This window comes from Pseudarthrobacter sp. PS3-L1, assembly GCF_030063285.1.
GTDB lineage: Bacteria > Actinomycetota > Actinomycetes > Actinomycetales > Micrococcaceae > Arthrobacter.
In genome coordinates this window covers 126,583-142,711 of record NZ_JASISU010000004.1, presented here as the reverse complement: position 1 = coordinate 142,711, position 16,129 = coordinate 126,583, and the positions used below count along the sequence as shown (strand labels likewise).

Annotated in this window: 16 protein-coding genes and 2 tRNA genes; 6 read left to right on the top strand and 12 right to left on the bottom strand. The window is 63.7% G+C overall.

Annotation, left to right across the window (positions count from 1 at the left end; translation table 11 throughout):
- Positions 1-23 precede the first annotated feature (23 nt).
- The 5 genes from QMG79_RS11970 (at position 24) to QMG79_RS11950 (ending at position 3,506) form a co-directional block, all read left to right on the top strand.
- Entirely contained in the window at positions 24-827 is an 804-nt protein-coding gene (locus QMG79_RS11970; RefSeq protein ID WP_283538837.1) for a thymidylate synthase, read from the top strand.
- Complete coding sequence (locus QMG79_RS11965; RefSeq protein WP_283538836.1) at positions 824-1,426, top strand: dihydrofolate reductase; 603 nt, start codon at positions 824-826, stop codon at positions 1,424-1,426. Before QMG79_RS11970 ends, QMG79_RS11965 begins: the two co-directional genes overlap by 4 nt.
- Positions 1,427-1,428: 2 nt before the next feature.
- Positions 1,429-1,647 (top strand): NF038396 family protein, encoded by a 219-nt coding sequence (locus tag QMG79_RS11960; protein WP_283538835.1) that lies wholly within the window; start codon positions 1,429-1,431, stop codon positions 1,645-1,647.
- A gap of 107 nt (positions 1,648-1,754) precedes the next feature.
- On the top strand, positions 1,755-2,894 hold the full coding sequence (gene asd, locus QMG79_RS11955) for an aspartate-semialdehyde dehydrogenase (RefSeq protein ID WP_283538834.1): 1,140 nt from the start codon (positions 1,755-1,757) through the stop codon (positions 2,892-2,894).
- 114 nt (positions 2,895-3,008) lie between these two features.
- Positions 3,009-3,506: a hypothetical protein gene (locus tag QMG79_RS11950; protein ID WP_283538833.1), complete on the top strand. Its 498-nt coding sequence runs from the start codon at positions 3,009-3,011 to the stop codon at positions 3,504-3,506.
- Here the strand turns inward: QMG79_RS11950 and QMG79_RS11945 are convergent.
- From QMG79_RS11945 to QMG79_RS11915, 7 genes are all read right to left on the bottom strand, one after another.
- On the bottom strand, positions 3,489-4,574 hold the full coding sequence (locus tag QMG79_RS11945; RefSeq protein WP_283538832.1) for a UDP-N-acetylmuramate dehydrogenase: 1,086 nt from the start codon (positions 4,572-4,574) through the stop codon (positions 3,489-3,491). The genes QMG79_RS11950 and QMG79_RS11945 overlap by 18 nt on opposite strands.
- Entirely contained in the window at positions 4,571-5,008 is a 438-nt protein-coding gene (locus QMG79_RS11940) for a MaoC family dehydratase (RefSeq protein ID WP_283538831.1), read from the bottom strand. Before QMG79_RS11940 ends, QMG79_RS11945 begins: the two co-directional genes overlap by 4 nt.
- A 2-nt stretch (positions 5,009-5,010) precedes the next feature.
- The gene (locus QMG79_RS11935; RefSeq protein ID WP_283538830.1) at positions 5,011-5,469 is read right to left on the bottom strand and encodes an FAS1-like dehydratase domain-containing protein; all 459 of its coding nucleotides are present in this window, start codon (positions 5,467-5,469) and stop codon (positions 5,011-5,013) included.
- A gap of 46 nt (positions 5,470-5,515) precedes the next feature.
- Entirely contained in the window at positions 5,516-5,740 is a 225-nt protein-coding gene (locus QMG79_RS11930) for a DUF3188 domain-containing protein (RefSeq protein ID WP_283538829.1), read from the bottom strand.
- Between the two features lie 49 nt (positions 5,741-5,789).
- Positions 5,790-6,737, bottom strand: coding sequence for a DUF2797 domain-containing protein (locus QMG79_RS11925; protein WP_283538828.1), 948 nt, complete (start codon positions 6,735-6,737; stop codon positions 5,790-5,792).
- 25 nt (positions 6,738-6,762) lie between these two features.
- Positions 6,763-7,626 (bottom strand): HpcH/HpaI aldolase/citrate lyase family protein, encoded by an 864-nt coding sequence (locus QMG79_RS11920; RefSeq protein WP_283538827.1) that lies wholly within the window; start codon positions 7,624-7,626, stop codon positions 6,763-6,765.
- Positions 7,627-7,812: 186 nt separating this feature from the next.
- Positions 7,813-9,519: a glycoside hydrolase family 13 protein gene (locus QMG79_RS11915; protein ID WP_283538826.1), complete on the bottom strand. Its 1,707-nt coding sequence runs from the start codon at positions 9,517-9,519 to the stop codon at positions 7,813-7,815.
- 143 nt (positions 9,520-9,662) lie between these two features.
- Between QMG79_RS11915 and QMG79_RS11910 the strand changes: the two genes are divergently transcribed.
- Positions 9,663-10,820 carry an ROK family transcriptional regulator gene (locus QMG79_RS11910; protein ID WP_283538825.1) on the top strand — a complete coding sequence of 386 codons (1,158 nt, stop codon included), beginning with the start codon at positions 9,663-9,665 and terminating at the stop codon, positions 10,818-10,820.
- Here QMG79_RS11910 and QMG79_RS11905 read toward each other — a convergent pair.
- The 5 genes from QMG79_RS11905 to QMG79_RS11885 form a co-directional block, all read right to left on the bottom strand.
- Positions 10,804-12,378: a Na+/H+ antiporter gene (locus QMG79_RS11905; protein ID WP_283538824.1), complete on the bottom strand. Its 1,575-nt coding sequence runs from the start codon at positions 12,376-12,378 to the stop codon at positions 10,804-10,806. The two genes, QMG79_RS11910 and QMG79_RS11905, sit on opposite strands and share 17 nt — an antisense overlap.
- Before the next feature lie 92 nt (positions 12,379-12,470).
- Complete coding sequence (locus tag QMG79_RS11900) at positions 12,471-13,121, bottom strand: SDR family oxidoreductase (protein ID WP_283538823.1); 651 nt, start codon at positions 13,119-13,121, stop codon at positions 12,471-12,473.
- 132 nt (positions 13,122-13,253) lie between these two features.
- Positions 13,254-13,327 (bottom strand) — tRNA-Met (locus QMG79_RS11895).
- 62 nt (positions 13,328-13,389) lie between these two features.
- A tRNA-Thr gene (locus QMG79_RS11890) sits at positions 13,390-13,461 on the bottom strand.
- Positions 13,462-13,657: 196 nt separating this feature from the next.
- On the bottom strand, positions 13,658-15,769 hold the full coding sequence (locus QMG79_RS11885; RefSeq protein WP_283538822.1) for a DEAD/DEAH box helicase: 2,112 nt from the start codon (positions 15,767-15,769) through the stop codon (positions 13,658-13,660).
- Positions 15,770-16,129: the final 360 nt, after the last annotated feature.

Sequence of the window (16,129 nt, the reverse complement as noted above, 5' to 3'; positions counted from 1 at the left end):
GCGATGGCACGTAGACTGGTGCGGTGAGCATTCCAACCCCTTATGAAGACCTCCTGCGCGATGTCCTAGCGAACGGATCGCACAAATCGGACCGGACCGGGACGGGGACCACAAGCGTTTTTGGCCGGCAGATCCGTTTCGACCTGGCTCAGGCTTTCCCCCTGGTCACCACCAAGCGCGTGCACTTCAAGTCCGTGGCAGCGGAGCTGCTGTGGTTCTTGCGCGGCGATTCGAACGTGGCCTGGATGCAGGAACAGGGCGTCACCATCTGGAATGAATGGGCTGACGCCGACGGTGAGTTAGGGCCCGTTTACGGTGTTCAGTGGCGCAGCTGGCCCACTCCCGATGGCGGCCATGTTGACCAGATCGCCGAGGTGGTGGAAAACCTGAAATCCTCGCCGGACTCCCGCCGGCACATCGTGTCAGCCTGGAACGTGTCCGAGCTCAAGAACATGGCCCTCCCGCCATGCCACGCGCTCTTCCAGTTCTATGTTGCCAACGGCAAACTCTCCTGCCAGCTGTACCAGCGCTCCGCTGATATGTTCCTGGGCGTTCCGTTCAACATTGCCTCCTACGCCCTGCTGACGCACATGGTGGCCCAGCAGGCCGGGCTTGAGGTGGGCGAGTTCGTCTGGACCGGCGGTGACGTCCACATCTACGAGAATCACATGGACCAGGTCCTCAAGCAGCTGGACCGCGAACCCTACCCGTCCCCGCAGCTGAAGATCCTTCGCAAGCCCGCCTCGATCTTCGACTACACGCTGGCGGACTTCGAGGTGGTTGGCTACCAGCACCATCCCACCATCAAGGCCCCGATTGCCGTATGAGCGTGCCGGACTCCACCGGTTCACGGTCCCTGGCTGATCCGCGGTCCTTCACCGAGAACCTGGCTGCGTCCATCACCGGGATCGGAATGGTGTGGGCGCAGACGCCAGCTGGCGTGATCGGCATGGAAGGGGACATGCCCTGGCACCTGCCTGAGGATCTCAGGCACTTCAACCAACTCACCCGCGGCCACCCGGTCATCATGGGGCGCAAGACCTGGCTCTCCTTCCCGGACAAATACCGTCCGCTGCCGCACCGGACCAACATTGTCATCAGCCGCAACCGGGACTGGGCCTCGACTCCAGAGGCCGCAGGCGCCGTCGTTGTGTCGTCCATGGATGCTGCGCTGCTGGAATCCCGCGCCGCCGACGGCAACGAGACGGTGTGGATTCTGGGCGGCGGCGAAATTTTCCGGCAGTCAGTCGGTATCGCCACATCCGCTGTGGTGACCACCATTGATGTGGACGCCGACGGCGACACGCGAGCCCCAGAGCTCGACTCGCGTTGGCAGCGCCGGATCAGTGAACCCGCCACAGGCTGGCTGACCGGAGCCAACGGCACCCGCTACTCCATCACCGCGTGGAACCGACACGAAGGCTGAGAATGCTGAAAAAACCCGAAACCCTGTTTGTGCTGGGATACATGCTTCTTCCGCTTTTTGCGCTGATCTCCGCGATCGTGGGGCTCACCATGATCCTGGGCGGCAACAAGATCGTTGGCGTGGTTGTCCTTGTCGTCATCACCCAGATCTTCACCTTCGGCGCCTATTTTGCTGTCCGCACCCGTAAGTCCGTCCTGCTCGGGGAGTCTGGCCGACGCTAGACGCGCATGGGGCGTGACAGTGCGGCCACTGCGGGTCGCGTTTCATGCAGGAGCGCACCGCCGTCATCAACTGCCCCCTGGCCGGTGGTGAAGTCTAAACTGGTCCAATGACTACAGCTACCCCTTCTGTCGGCCTCATCGGATGGCGCGGCATGGTGGGCTCTGTCCTCATGCAACGCATGCAGGACGAGGGCGATTTTGCCACCATCAACCCCGTATTTTTCTCCACCTCAAACGCTGGCGGTGCCGCCCCCACATTGACCGGTACTCACGGCGGTGATGCGGGCAAGCTGGAGGACGCATTTGATGTCGAGACCCTCGCCAAGCTGCCGATCATCGTCACCGCCCAGGGCGGAGGCTACACACAGCAGGTGCACAGCGAACTTCGCAGCCGCGGCTGGGAAGGACTCTGGATCGATGCGGCCTCGACACTGCGCATGAATGATGACTCGATCATTGTCCTGGACCCGATCAACCGTGATGTGATCGACAAGGGCCTGCTCAACGGAACACGCGACTTCATAGGTGGCAACTGCACCGTTTCATGCATGCTGATGGGCCTGGGTGGCCTCTTCAAGAATGGCCTGGTGGAGTGGGGTACTTCCATGACCTACCAGGCAGCCTCTGGCGGCGGCGCACGGCACATGCGTGAGCTGCTGACCCAGTTTGGCACTCTCAATGCTGAGGTCGCCACAGAACTCAGCGATCCGGCGTCGGCCATCCTGGACATTGACCGCAAAGTCCTTGCCCACCAGCGCGGCGGGATCGAGGCACCGCAGTTCGGTGCGCCGCTGGCTGGATCCCTGATCCCCTGGATCGATGCGGACCTCGGCAACGGGCAGTCGAAGGAAGAGTGGAAGGCCGGGGTGGAAACCAACAAAATCCTTGGGAATACGGCAGAAAACCGCGTGATCATGGATGGGCTGTGTGTCCGGATCGGCGCCATGCGCTCCCACTCCCAGGCACTGACCCTCAAGCTTCGCGAGGACCTCTCGGTCAACGAGATCGAGACGATTCTTGCCGATGACAACGAGTGGGCCAAGGTCATCCCCAATACCAAGGAAGCATCCATGGCGGACCTGACGCCTGTTGCTGCATCGGGAACACTCGATATTCCTGTTGGCCGGATTCGAAAAATGGACATGGGCCCCGAATACGTCAGCGCATTCACCGTTGGCGACCAGCTCCTGTGGGGCGCGGCGGAGCCTCTGCGGCGCATGCTCAGGATCGCCACCGGGACACTCTAGCCCACGCCTTCTCCGCAGACCGCCCTGGCCCCGATTGTGGCTTGTGCAGGCCGCGGCCACGCCCAAGCCTGCACCAGTGCGGGGGCTCATCCCCATGTTCGGTAGGGTAATGGAATGACTTTGGGGAGTTTGTGGGGATCAGTGCCGGCCAAAACCACCTTGTGGATGCGCGTGGGAACGGCAGCCGTGGTCTGTGGACTTGCGCTTGGCGTTCCCCAGGTGCTGGACGGCGCTCGCGGCCTGCCCCTCACGGACACCAGCTCCGACTGGCTGCTCATGCCGTCCCTGGCACTAAGCCTTGGCGGAGGTTATGCAGTGCTCTTCCCCGGCGTACGTGTGGGTCGCGGCCGCGTCCGGGTGCTCCGCGACTGGAAGCACCAGCCACGGTGCGGTAAATGCCTGGTTGCGGCGGCGGCCACCATCACAGTCCTTGCCGTAGTCCTCTTCCTGATCGCGGCAGGAATATCAGCCAGGCAGGCGAGTCTCTCGATCTTCCTCTTCCTGGGCGCCTATTTCGCCCTGATCGGCTGGACCGCAGCACTGCTGGGTGCAGCAGTGACCAGCCGCCGACCCGGCCCACCGGACGTGCTCGGCTCAGGTACCCTGCCCTGAGCCGAGCTCGACGCCGATCAGGACAGGCTCCGGGGACAACTCGATGCCGAAGCGCTCGGCAACACCTGCCTTCACAGCACGCCCGACGGCGGCCAGATCGGTAGCTGAGGCGTCGCCCCGGTTGGTGATGGCCAGAGTGTGCTTGGTGGAGAGTGCGGCGCGGCCGCCGGAGACTGATTCTGCGTCCAGGCCGTAGCCCTTACCAAACCCGGCCTTTTCGATCAGCCAGGCAGCAGAAAGCTTGACCTTACCTTCCTGGCCCGACGGAAATGCTGGGGCATCCGCAGGTAAGGATTCCGCCACCTCAGCGTCCACCACGGGGTTGGTAAAAAATGACCCGGTGGACCAGGTGTCCCGGTCAGCAGCGTCCAGGACCATACCCTTGGAGCCCCTCAGCCGGAGCACTTCCCGGCGGACATCATTGGAGTATGCCCGCTGGCCAGGCTCCACGCCCAGCACCCGGGCCAGTTCGGCGTAGCGTACCGGGGCGCTCATCCGGCCCAGCGGAAGCTGGAACTCAACTGTCAGGACCACGTAGCGCGGTGAGCCACCGAGCGTTGTCTGCTTCAGGAGGGAATCCCGGTAACCGAACTTAAGCTCGGAGTTGGTGAAGGTCTGTACAGCGTTGCGCTGCCGGTCCCACGTACGCACGGCTGCGATGGTCTGGGATACATCTGAGCCATAGGCGCCAACGTTCTGCACAGGCGTTGCACCGGTGGAGCCGGGAATTCCGGACAGTGCTTCGATCCCTGACCATGCGTGCATGACTGCATGGCGGACCAGGGCATCCCAGTTGTGGCCAGCCTGGACCACCACTGCCACCCCGCCACAGGAATCCTCCGCATTGACGGTGAATCCCTCGGATGCAATGTGGATGACAGTGCCGGCAAAGCCGCTGTCCCCGACCACCAGATTGGAGCCGCCGCCGATGATGAGGACCTGCTCACCAGCAGCATCGGCGTCGCGGACGGCGCCGATGATCTCGGCTTCGGACGTGGCCTTGACATACCGGCCAGCTGGCCCGCCAACACCAACGGTGGTCAGCTCGGAAAGCTGGACCCCACTCATGCAAACCTGACAATGGCTTGGGACTTCATGAGGACCTTCAACCCGCCAGCCATGACGGTGAGGTCGATCCGTGCCGTTCCACCCTCGGGATCAAGCGCCCCGACGGTGCCTGTCACCTCAAGGGTGGCACCGGCGTCGGGCGTTCCGGTCGAGTCGGCCACCAGGACCGGCTTAGTGAACCGGGTCTGGTAGTCGACGACGGCGGCGGCGCCGTCTGCCCAATCGGTCACCAGCTGGACGGCTGCTCCCATGGTGAACATGCCGTGCGCTATCACTCCCGGGAGGCCAACGGAGGTTGCAAAAGCTTCGTTCCAGTGGATCGGGTTGAAGTCGCCGGACGCGCCGGCGTACTTGACCAGATCCTGCCGCGTCAGCGCGATGCTGCGGGTGCCGATGTCCTGGCCAACGCTGAGTTCGTTAAGTGTGGGGCTCATGTTTACTGTCCCTCTCCCCTGACCAGGATGGATGACGTGGTGGTTGTGACAGGTTCGCGGCCCGCTGCGGTAAGTGCGAAAACCTCGGAGCGGGTGGTCAGCATGGCACCGCCACCCATGGCACGCACACCGTCCACATGGAGTTCGGCGGCCAGCCTGTCGCCGGCAAAAATGGGCCGGTGATGCGTAAAGCGCTGGTCTGCATGAACAACACGGGAGAAATCGATCCCGGCCCCCGGATCTTCGATCAGTTGCGCGTCCGCGCGCTGGGCCACGATGATGGCAAACGTGGGTGGCGCAACAAGGTCGGGATACCCGGCGGCCTGTGCTGCGGCAACATCGTAGTGGTGCGGATGGGTTGCCTTAACGGCCTGGGCAAACTCACGGATTTTCTCGCGGCCAACGTCGTAGGTCTCTGCGGCAGGATAGCTGCGGCCCTGCAGGTCCGGATTGATACTCATGCCTTCCAGCTTATCGCCCAGCCCTGCGCCAGCGCCCCAGCCGGAGCTACTTCCGTAGCCTGCGTGAGACTTCACGGGCGCGGATGCCAATACCGAGCAGGTGCAGCACCAAGCCAGCGCCAATAACAAACAGCGCTGTGATGGCCAGTTCGCGGTAGCCCGCAATGTTGCCCACAATGTTCAGGACCAGGCCCAGTCCCAGTAGGCCCATGGCCGCGAAAACCACCCGCTTGTACGTGGTGGAGGCAGTCGCCCAAAATTCGTTCAGCATGGTCTCAGTCTAGCCAGGCCTGCAGCGGCCGCAGACCGTGGGAGGAACCCTAGAAGAGTGCTTCCTGCAGGGATGGGACCTCTGTGGTGAAATTGCCCAACTCGACCAGCCGGCCCTTGAGCGCCCCCAGGTCCACCACAAAGTCCACCTCTGCGCCGGCAACCCGGACCAGCGCCTGGCTGCCGCTGAGGCTGGCCACGGTGAAGCCATGCGTGCCAGCATCCAGTGGTTGCGGGTAACGCAACCTGTTGCCCGGAGCGCAGAGCACCGCAGCTTGCCGGGGCCGCACCCACGTTTCATCAACTACGTCAAAGCCGGTGATCGCCGTGGTCATCAGCACTGCCTGCGCTGCACGGACACTGGCCGCATTCCGGCGTTTCAGGTCACCTGCGGGCTGCGGCGAGGTCAGCGCAGCGGTTTTGGTGACAGCGCGTACTTGCTGGGCCAGCCCGACGTCCCGCGTCACCATGTCCTCCAGCAGCCTGACCACCCGCCCGTCATCGGCCCGCGCAATGTATCGCGCAACCACGGCTCCCTGCTCTGCCAACCGGTTCCACTTGCGCGGGTGCGAGGCGGTGCCTACTTTGCTGTCCCCGTTGGCGAAGGTGGCGACGTAGAGCCAGTGCTGCGCCATGAGGTAGTCACGCAGGCCTGGCGGTACCCGGCCACCCCGATGGAAATCGTGGATCAGGCGGGCGTTGTCGGCAACAAAACACCTTTGACACTGGTATCCGCGAACGGCCTGCGCACCATCAGGACACAGGACATGCTCGCGCTTGATGGCCGAATACACCAGCACATGCCCCAGGCAGTACTTCTGTCCCGGAAGAACCCGAAAACCCAGTGAAGTTCCGGGCTCAAGCGCCATCGCGTGGAGGGCTGCCCCACTCGAATCCCGCTGGGCCTGGAGCGCGATAGCGGGGCTGCCGCCGTCGGCGGTCTCCCCCAGCGCGGCCGGCCCATCCCAAAAAACCCCGTGAACCACAAAACGGTTCACGGGGTCGGTGGATGCGGTGGTCGGTTCAGAGGGCAGGCTGTACTCCGAAGGCCACAGCGAGCTTCATGATCTTCTCGGCGCGTCCCAACCGGGGCAGGTCTGAGCCGTCACGGATGACACGGCCGTTGGCTTCGAAATCGGCCATGAAATCCGTGGCCCACGCCGTGTCAGAGGGTGTGGGGCTGATGACCTCGTTGATGACGCTGGTCTGGTCGATTGCCAGGCAAAGTTTGCCGGTCATGCCCATAGTGACAGTGATTCCGGTCTGCTCGCGCAGGATCGGGTGGTTGGTACCCACGGTGGGGCCGTCAATGGGACCGGGCAGGTTGCCCACACGGCTGGCAACCACCAGCTTGGCACGGGGATAGGCCATGGCCTCAGGTGTTGCTGCCATGCCTGTGTCGCGGCGGAAGTCACCGGAACCAAATGCCAGGCGGAACACACCCTGCGCCTTGGCGATGTTGTTCGCTTCCTCGATGCCGAGCGCCGATTCAACCAGCGCGATGACGGGGGTCTTGCCGTCCATGCGGTGGAAGCTTTCCGTGACCTGGTCAGCTGACTCTGTCTTGGCGAGCATGACGCCTAGCAGGCCCGGGGTGCCGCGGAGGTTCGAAAGATCGTCAGCCCAGAAGGGACTGGTGGCATCGTTGATACGCACCCAGGCTTTGCCGCCGGCGGTGAGCCAATCGATAACGTTCCGGCGTGCTTCGTCCTTCTGGGACGGATCCACCGCGTCCTCAATGTCCAGGATGATGGCGTCGGCCCGGGAACCCGCTGCCTGATCAAACAGCTCCGTCTTCATGGCATTAACCAGCAGCCAGGAGCGGGCAATGTCAGCAGGGATGGAGCGTTCGGGCCGAGTGGTCTCGGTGGCAGGCATAGACGTCATGGTTCTACCGTATCTTTACCCAGGAGCAGTTTGCGACGCAGCCCCGGAAGCTGTGACGACCAATACGAACAAAAACCCCACGGGACCAATTGTGACCGAGCACCACAAAAGGTCCAACACACACGGCCTGGGACCACTAAGAGCGCGTCTCGCTCTCAGTGGTCCCAGGCCGTTGGGCCGCAAAGGTCAGCGCAACCAGGCCGTGGCGTTGCCCGGCAGCAGTGAGTCCTGCAGCGGAGCACTGCTCAGGAGCACTTCGCCGGCAGGAAGTTCCACAGGGTCGGAGCCAAAGTTGGTCACGCTCTGCCATCCACCGGGTCGCCGCAGGTGCAGGACGTCGGGGTTGGCGTTAGCGAGCCATTCGATTTCCTCCGCACCCTGGAGCTCGCGTCGGAGCCGCAGAGCCTCGCGGTAAAGCTCGAGCGTTGAGCCCGCCACACCGTCCTGCTGCTTTACCGCGAGTCCGCTAAACCACTCGGGCTGCGGCAGGTGTGCTGTGCCCTCACCGAAACCGAAGGAAGGCCCCTCTGCGGTCCAGGGCAGGGGCACGCGGCAACCATCACGGCCCACTTCCACACCCTTGTTTCGGAAGAACGTGGGATCCTGCCGGTCAGCGTCGGGAATATCCCCCACTTCCTGCAGGCCGAGTTCCTCTCCCTGGTAGAGATACGCGGAACCGGGCAGTGCCAGCAGGAGCAAGGATGCTGCCCGGGCCCGCTGCAGCCCCAGTGCCGCATCCACCTCGTTGGCCGGAGCCCCGCGGAGGAGCCAGCCTTTGCCGTCCTGGCCACCCACGTCCTTGCCGTCCGCGGTGCTCAGGCCATACCGTGTGGCGTGCCGGACGACGTCGTGGTTTGAGAAGACCCATGTGGAAGACGCTCCGGTGGCAAGGGCTTCCTCATGGTTGCGGGTGATGATCTCGCGGAACTCGCCAGCGTTGAAGTGTGCTTGCAGGAGGTCGAAGTTGAAGGCCTGGCCCAGTCCTTCGGGACTGGCATAGCGGGCACGCCGGCTGGCGTGCACCCAGGCTTCAGCCACGGCGGTCCGCGGCGGGGTGTATTCGTTGAAGACCTCACGCCACTCGGTATAGACCTCGTGGACTTCGTCTCGGTCCCAGAACGGGTGTGTGCCGTCGGGGAAGCCGTCCGTACCGGTGTTCGCTGCGGTCAGCTCCGAACTGGACTTGAGCGGTTCACTGAGGTCCTTTGTGAGCGCGTGCGCTACGTCCACGCGGAAGCCGTCCACGCCGCGGTCTGACCAGAAGCGCAGGGTTTTCAGGAAGTCGTCACGGATTTCCCGGTTGGCCCAGTTCAGGTCCGGCTGCTCTGTGGCGAAAATGTGCATGTACCACTGCCCGGGGGTGCCGTCGGGTTCCGTAATACGCTCCCAGGCGGGTCCGCCAAACACTGATTCCCAGTCCGACGGCGGGGTGTCACCGTTGGGGCCGAGGCCATCGCGGAAGATGTAGCGCTCCCGGGCCGCTGACCCACGGGGCGCGGCCAGGGCTTCCTGGAACCAGACGTGCCGGTTGGAGGAGTGGTTGGGGACAATGTCCGCAATCAGCTTGATGCCAGCCTGGTGCAGTGCCGTGGAAAGCCTGGCGAAGTCATCCAGCGTACCGAGCTTAGGATCCACGTCGCGGTAGTCATCAACGTCGTAGCCGCCGTCCGCAAGGGCGGATGGGTAAAACGGGCTGAGCCAGACGGCGTCGATTCCCAGGCTCTTCAGGTAGGGCACCCTTGCTGTGATGCCGTTGATGTCGCCCAGGCCATCCCCATTGGAATCGGCAAAACTGCGGGGGTAGATCTGATACACGGCGGCCTGGCGCCACCAGTTGGGATCAGACAGGCGGGGGTCATCGGACAGGTTTGCCAAAGTGGCGGACGTGGACAAGCGATCAATCCTTTGGGCCGTGGTGGATGAAGCAGCAGCGAGCAGTGATTGTCTGCAGACGCTGAGTGCGGATAATTTAGATATAATCTAAATATATTCACTCCCAAGTATGGGGCGCGAGCCCGTCGACGGTCAAGGACACAATGACAGACTCTGGTGCAGCCACCCCGCAGCTGCTGCGGCGCGTTAACGCCATGGCCGTCCTGACCCACCTTCGCGGCACGCAGGAAGCCACGGCAACGGAGCTGATGGCGGCTTCTGGCCTCACCCGCGCCTCGGTCATCGCCGTCAGCGAAGACCTGGTCCGGCGCGGCTGGATCACGGAAGTTGTCGCTTCCGGAGCCGCATTGGGTGCCGGCCGCCCGGCCAGGCGGTTCGAACTCAACGCCATGGCAGGGGTGGTGGTGGGGGTGGACATCGGGGCAGCAACAACCACTGCCTCAGTGGCTGATCTACGGGGAACAATCCTGGGGACGGCAAGCCGTAGCTGCCGTGACACCCAGATCGTGGCCGCGGAACGCATCAGCGTCATCGACACAGTGTGCCTGGCTGCGCTGGACGATGCCGGAAGCACCGCCGCCTCGGTCCTTGCGGTGACGGCAGGACTGGCTGCACCGGTCAGCAACGACGGAACGCTCCTGGCGAGCCAACCGTTCTGGCGCCAGTTCGACGTCGGCCTGCGGTCAGCGCTGCACGACCTCCACGGCTGGCGGGTCCTGCTGGAGAACGATGCGAACCTTGCCGCACTCGGGGAAAGATGGCGCGGCACCGGCACCGGAGTGGACCACCTGGTGGTGCTGTTGGCCAGCGAACGGCTGGGGGCCGGGATCATCGAGTCCGGCCGGCTGCTCCACGGCGCACGCGGCGCGGCTGGCGAAATGAGTTTCCTGGAACTGGTGGAGGGCGTGGGCAGCACCGCCGGGATCGCTGCGCTGGTCCGGGAGTGGGCGCCCGTCCCTGGTACGGAACCCGCCGAGGTATTTGCAGCAGCCGCAAGGGGTGACTGCGCATCGGCGGCTGTGCTGGCCAGGATTGCCGAAAGGATGGCCCGCGTCATTACGGCACTGTCCAGCCTCCTCAACCCTGAACAGCTGGTCTTGGGTGGAGCCGTCGCGGAGTCGGCAGGAGTCCTGCTCCCGGCCATGACAGCCAGGCTGGCAGAGCTGAGCCCAACCCCACCCAGGGTCACAGTCTCCGCGCTGGGCGATGGAATCGTCACGGTTGGAGCCGTTCGTCACGCCCTCGACTTTGTGGAGACACACACCCTGGACGTAAGGCTGCCCGCTACTCCCCCGGCATGAGCATGGTGCGCAGGTCAAGCTTCCGGAGCACGTGGTCAGCGATCTCCGGGTCCACGCCTCGCTCATTGCGCGCTGCCACAACCTCCTGACGAGCCGCATCCAGGGCGATGCTCTGGATGGCGATGGCAAGCTCGCGTCCCTGCTTGAGCTTCGCCATGGACCGCTCCCGTTCCGGATTGTCCTCCGCAAGGTCTGTGTGGAGCCTACTCATCCGCGCCTTGAGTGCCTTGCGGGTGTCCTCGGGCAGGTCCTTGATCAGTTCATTCTGCCTGAGGGCTGCAAGGGCCGCGTCCTGGGCCCGGCGAGACAGGTGCCGGACAGCGTCGTCCTCGGCGGAGCCGTCAGCGGAGGCCTTGAGGACGCGCATCAGCCAGGGCAGGGTGAGGCCGGGCAGCACCAGGGTGGTCAGCAGCACGGCGCAGGAAATGACTACCAGGTAATCACGTGCGGGAAAGTCCGTGCCGTCATCCAACGCCAGCGGCAAGGACAGGGCAAGCGCCAGCGTGGCGAGCCCGCGCATGCCACACCAGGTAAGGATCAGGACTTCCCTGAAACTGGTGGCCTGGAACAGGTGCAGGCCCGCCCGTGAGCTGAGTGCAAGCAACCCGATCCACAGGAAACGCACCAGGACAACCAGGACACAGACCAGGACCGCAACACCGATCATCGGAACAATGTCTGCGCCTTGGCCCTGGACCACCTCGCGGATTTCCAGCCCCATCAGCCCGAAAGCCAGCCCCGTCACCAGCAGTTCCACCACATCCCAGAATGCTGCCCTGGTGAGCCTCTCAGCGGCGTCCTGGGCGCGTGAGTGGCGCTGGAGTTCCAGCGCTGTCACCACCACGGCGATCACCCCGGAGGCGTGCAGCTCCTCGGCGAGGATGTATGCCCCAAAGGGCACCACCAGGGTCACTGCACTTCGGGCCACCATCGAGGTGACAATTTTGGTGATGACGGCAGTAAACCATCCCATGAGGACTCCCACCAGCACCGCAATGGCCGCCCCGAGCACAAACTGGAGGACGACGTCGGGCCCCACCGGACTGCCATCCAGCGTCGCTGCAACCGCCGCCTGGAAGATCACAATCGCGGCGGCGTCGTTGAACAGGCCCTCGCTCTGCAGGACGGTGGTCAGGCGGCGGGGCATGCGGACCCGGCCAGAGACGGACTCAACTGCTACCGGATCGGGTGGAGCCACCATGGCACCCAAGGCAATAGCCGCAGGCAAGCCAATACCGGGGATCAGCAGCCAAGCTGCTCCGGCAACAGTGGCAGTGGTAACCACCACCAGGGCAACGGCGAGCAGGATCAGGGTGCGCCACCGCAGCCGGAAGACAGACCATGAGCTGCGCTGCGCGGTCGCGAAAAGCAAGGGTGGCAGGAAAATCGGAAGGATCAGCTCCGGCGGGAAGTCCAGGGGCGGGAACCCTGGAATGAAGGTCAGCGCTGCGGCCAGCAGCAACATCAGCACTGGATACGGCAGCCGCAGCCTATCTCCTAGGCCAACTGCCACCACAGTGGCGAGCAGCAGCCCAACGATCACTGTCAATTGCTCCATGGCATGGCCTTTCGCGCAAGCAAACGGCGCCCGGCCTGGTGGCCGGACGCCGTTTATACTCTAGCGGGAGAAGCTGCTCCTGGACCCGGGGATCAGGAGTTCAGGGCTTCTTGGACCGTGTGGGTTCCGTCCACGAACTCGATGGTCCGGCGTGCTGTGTCCGGGCTTGCCAGGACCGCGGCAGCAACTACGGCAACGTTGGCGCGTGAGGTTCCGTTGTCAGCGTCCTTGGAGGGGTTGAGCTCAATAAGCCCTGTGGAAGGTCCGTCCGTGAGTGAACCAGGACCAAGGATTGTCCAGGAGAGCGCGGTGCCCTTCAGGAACTCGTCCGCCTCGGCTTTGGACTCGGCGTAGGAGAAAAAGCTGTTGTCCTCGGGAACGCCATGGTCCGGTCCCGCACCCAGGTAGGACACCATGACATAGCGCTTCACGCCTGCAGCGAGGGAGGCCTCCATGGAACGGATGGCTGCGTCCCGATCCACGGCATACGTGCGTTCTGCGCTCCCGCCGCCCGCCCCCGCCGACCAGACAAGGGCCTCCTGGCCGTTGAGCGCATGGGCAATGTCCTGGGTGGACGCGTTCTCGATGTCCAGCATTGCTGCCGTGGCACCCGTTGCTTCAACATCCGATGCCTGCTCAGGTTTGCGGATGAAGGAGGTGACAGTGTGGCCTTCGGAGGCCAGCAGCTTGGACAGGTGCAGGGCCACTTTTCCGTGGCCGCCAATGATTGCGATTCGTGTCATCATCCATTGTTGGCACGGCAACCCGGGACTGGCCAGCCACGTGCGCTCACAGCGCAATCTGCCCGCGGATATCTGCCTTCTCCCAGAGACACAAAAAAGACCCCGCAGGCGGTGCCCACGGGGTCTTGTCTGTAGCGGTGGGGAGGCTCGATCTCCCGACCTCACGATTATGAGTCGTGCGCTCTAACCAACTGAGCTACACCGCCACGAATGAGAAAAACCTGCATCAAACCGGTCAAAAACCGCCTTGACACAGGCCCTCATTCAGAGCCCCCCACCGGAATCGATCCGGTGACCTCGTTCTTACCAAGAACGCGCTCTACCACTGAGCTAGGGGGGCAACGAATGAATACTCTACCGGACGTTTGACGCTCCAACAAATCGACGGCGCCAGCGCTCCCCGCCATGTGAAGTGGCCCACTGCAAGGGGTCTTGTGCAGGCCTGTGTGGGGCGTGACGTCGCCTCAAATACCGATGGACCAGCCCGTAGGCTGGTCCATCGGCGGTGCTATCGGATCACCTGCAGCAGCAGGTGGCTACCACTTGTTGCGGGGCTTGAAGCCGCCTTCGGTGCGGGGCTTGCGTGAATCTCCGCCGAAGCTGCCGCGCTCGCTGAAGGACCGTCCGCCACGGTCAGCTGAGGAGCGCTCGCCGTCGGTCTTGCGGAAGTCCTTCTTGAAGCCGCCGTTGCCCTTGAAGTTGCCGCCGCGGTCGCCACCACGGTCGCCACCACCCGAGTAGCCGCCACGGTCGCCGCCACGATTACCCTGGTAACCGCCGCGGTCGCCACCGGAGGACGGCTTGCGGCCGTTGTCCAGCTCGAGGTGGATCAGTTCGCCACCGATCCGGGTGCGTGACAGCGCCTTGAGCTGATCGGGGCTGAGGTCTGCCGGGAGCTCCACCAGGGAGTGGTCCGAGCGGATGTCAATGCCGCCGATCTGTGCCGAAGAGATGCCACCCTCGTTGGCAATGGCGCCAACAATCGAACCCGGCATGACGCGCTGGCGGCGTCCCACGGCGATCCGGTAGGTAGCGTTGCCCTCGGTCAGGGTGCGGGTAGGACCGCGTGAACCGAAGCCGTCCTTGGCGCGTTCGCGCTTCTGGAATTCGGGAGCAGCGGGGAGTTCCTTGACCAGGAGCGGCTGTCCACCCTGGGCCATGACTGCCAGTGCTGCGGCGATCTCGGCTGCGGGGACGTTGTGCTCTTCCTCGTAGGAGGAGATCAGGTCACGGAAGGCCGAGACATCCTGCGACTGCAGGGTTTCGGTGATCTTCTCGGCGAACTTCCCCAGGCGAAGGGTGTTGACGGTCTCTGCGGTGGGCAGGTGCATCTGTTCGACCGGCTGGCGGGTGGCCTTCTCGATGGAGCGCAGCAGGTACTTCTCGCGAGGGGTCATGAACAGGATCGCATCGCCTGAACGCCCGGCACGGCCGGTGCGGCCAATGCGGTGGACGTAGGACTCGGTGTCATGCGGGATGTCGTAATTGATGACGTGGCTGATGCGCTCCACGTCGAGACCACGGGCGGCGACGTCGGTGGCCACAAGGATGTCGATGCGGCCTTCCTTCAGTGCGTCGACAGTGCGCTCGCGCTGCTGCTGCGGGATGTCACCGTTGATGGCGGCAGCCTGGAAGCCGCGGCTCTTGAGCTTGTCAGCCAGGTCCTCGGTAGCCATCTTGGTCCGGACGAAGGCGATGACGCCGTCGAACTCTTCAACCTCAAGGATGCGGGTGAGGGCATCGAGCTTGTGCGGTCCCATGACCTGCAGGTACCGCTGGCGGGTGTTGGCGCCGGTGGTGGTCTTGGATTTGACCGAAATCTCGGCAGGGTTGTTCAGGTACTGCTTGGACATCCGGCGGATCTGGCTCGGCATGGTGGCGGAGAACAGGGCAACCTGGCGTGACTCGGGAGTCTGCTGGAAGATCTGCTCAACATCCTCGGCGAAGCCCATTCGCAGCATCTCGTCGGCCTCGTCCAGTACCAGGTACTGGAGTTCGGAGAGATCCAATGAACCCTTGGAGATGTGGTCAATCACGCGACCGGGGGTCCCAACAACCACCTGGGCACCGCGGCGAAGGCCAGCAAGCTGCGGTCCGTAGGCGGAGCCACCGTAGACGGGAAGGACAGTGAAGTCGTCGATGTGCTTGGCGTAGGAGGTGAAGGCCTCGGCAACCTGAAGCGCGAGCTCGCGGGTAGGTGCCAGAACCAGGGCCTGGGTTTTGCGTGAAGGGCCGTTGAGGTCGTGCAGTTCTGCCAGTCGGGACAGGGCAGGAACAGCGAATGCTGCGGTCTTGCCGGTACCGGTCTGTGCCAGGCCCACGACGTCGCGGCCCTCAAGGAGCAGCGGGATGGTGGCGGCCTGGATGGGTGAGGGCTTCTCGTAGCCAACATCCTGCAGGGCGGCCAGGACACGCTCATCAATGCCAAGGTCAACGAATTTGACGACGTCTTCTTCGGGCTCTGCGGCGACTGCAGGCGCTGCTTCAGCAGCCGGGGCTGCCTTCTCGGCGACAGCAGTTTCCGGGGCCGCCTTCTCGGCGACAACGGCTTCGGTGACAACGTCCTCAGGGGCGTTGTTTTCCGTGGTGGTGACGGCGTCGGACGCTACATTTTCGGTCTGGACGTCATCATTGTGGTTTTCGGGCATAGGAGTTTCCTCATCCATAGGGGGCAAGCAGCACAACCCAAGGTGAGCGGAGCCGCAGTTCACGTGACGCGTGGATGCCGGGCTGTCATTGACCGGCCGGTCACATAGAAGTCCGGCGCTTTCGCAATCCCGTGGCAGGACTTCCCGCTGCATCTCTTGGCTGCTATCCCAGCAGTCTGTACAGCGTTTACTTTGACCGGCTCTCCCTATGAAAATGCCCGCTTCAAGATCGCGGGCCCCAACACTTGCCAGTCCTGCCTCAACAATTGGGCAGGAAATAAGGGATTTCCGGAGTGGGGGATGTTTCAAGTGTACGGCACAGCCCTGCCGGTAGGCCAATCATTGTCACAGGCAGGTGCG

What these genes read in the sequence shown, in the direction of transcription:
- QMG79_RS11965 (WP_283538836.1), top strand. Translation starts at nt 824, where the DNA reads ATGAGCGTGCCGGACTCCACCGGTTCACGGTCCCTGGCTGATCCGCGG.
- QMG79_RS11960 (WP_283538835.1), top strand. Translation starts at nt 1,429, where the DNA reads ATGCTGAAAAAACCCGAAACCCTGTTTGTGCTGGGATACATGCTTCTT.
- asd (WP_283538834.1), top strand. Translation starts at nt 1,755, where the DNA reads ATGACTACAGCTACCCCTTCTGTCGGCCTCATCGGATGGCGCGGCATG.
- QMG79_RS11950 (WP_283538833.1), top strand. Translation starts at nt 3,009, where the DNA reads ATGACTTTGGGGAGTTTGTGGGGATCAGTGCCGGCCAAAACCACCTTG.
- QMG79_RS11945 (WP_283538832.1), bottom strand. Translation starts at nt 4,574, where the DNA reads ATGAGTGGGGTCCAGCTTTCCGAGCTGACCACCGTTGGTGTTGGCGGG.
- QMG79_RS11940 (WP_283538831.1), bottom strand. Translation starts at nt 5,008, where the DNA reads ATGAGCCCCACACTTAACGAACTCAGCGTTGGCCAGGACATCGGCACC.
- QMG79_RS11935 (WP_283538830.1), bottom strand. Translation starts at nt 5,469, where the DNA reads ATGAGTATCAATCCGGACCTGCAGGGCCGCAGCTATCCTGCCGCAGAG.
- QMG79_RS11930 (WP_283538829.1), bottom strand. Translation starts at nt 5,740, where the DNA reads ATGCTGAACGAATTTTGGGCGACTGCCTCCACCACGTACAAGCGGGTG.
- QMG79_RS11920 (WP_283538827.1), bottom strand. Translation starts at nt 7,626, where the DNA reads ATGACGTCTATGCCTGCCACCGAGACCACTCGGCCCGAACGCTCCATC.
- QMG79_RS11910 (WP_283538825.1), top strand. Translation starts at nt 9,663, where the DNA reads ATGACAGACTCTGGTGCAGCCACCCCGCAGCTGCTGCGGCGCGTTAAC.
- QMG79_RS11905 (WP_283538824.1), bottom strand. Translation starts at nt 12,378, where the DNA reads ATGGAGCAATTGACAGTGATCGTTGGGCTGCTGCTCGCCACTGTGGTG.
- QMG79_RS11900 (WP_283538823.1), bottom strand. Translation starts at nt 13,121, where the DNA reads ATGACACGAATCGCAATCATTGGCGGCCACGGAAAAGTGGCCCTGCAC.
- QMG79_RS11885 (WP_283538822.1), bottom strand. Translation starts at nt 15,769, where the DNA reads ATGCCCGAAAACCACAATGATGACGTCCAGACCGAAAATGTAGCGTCC.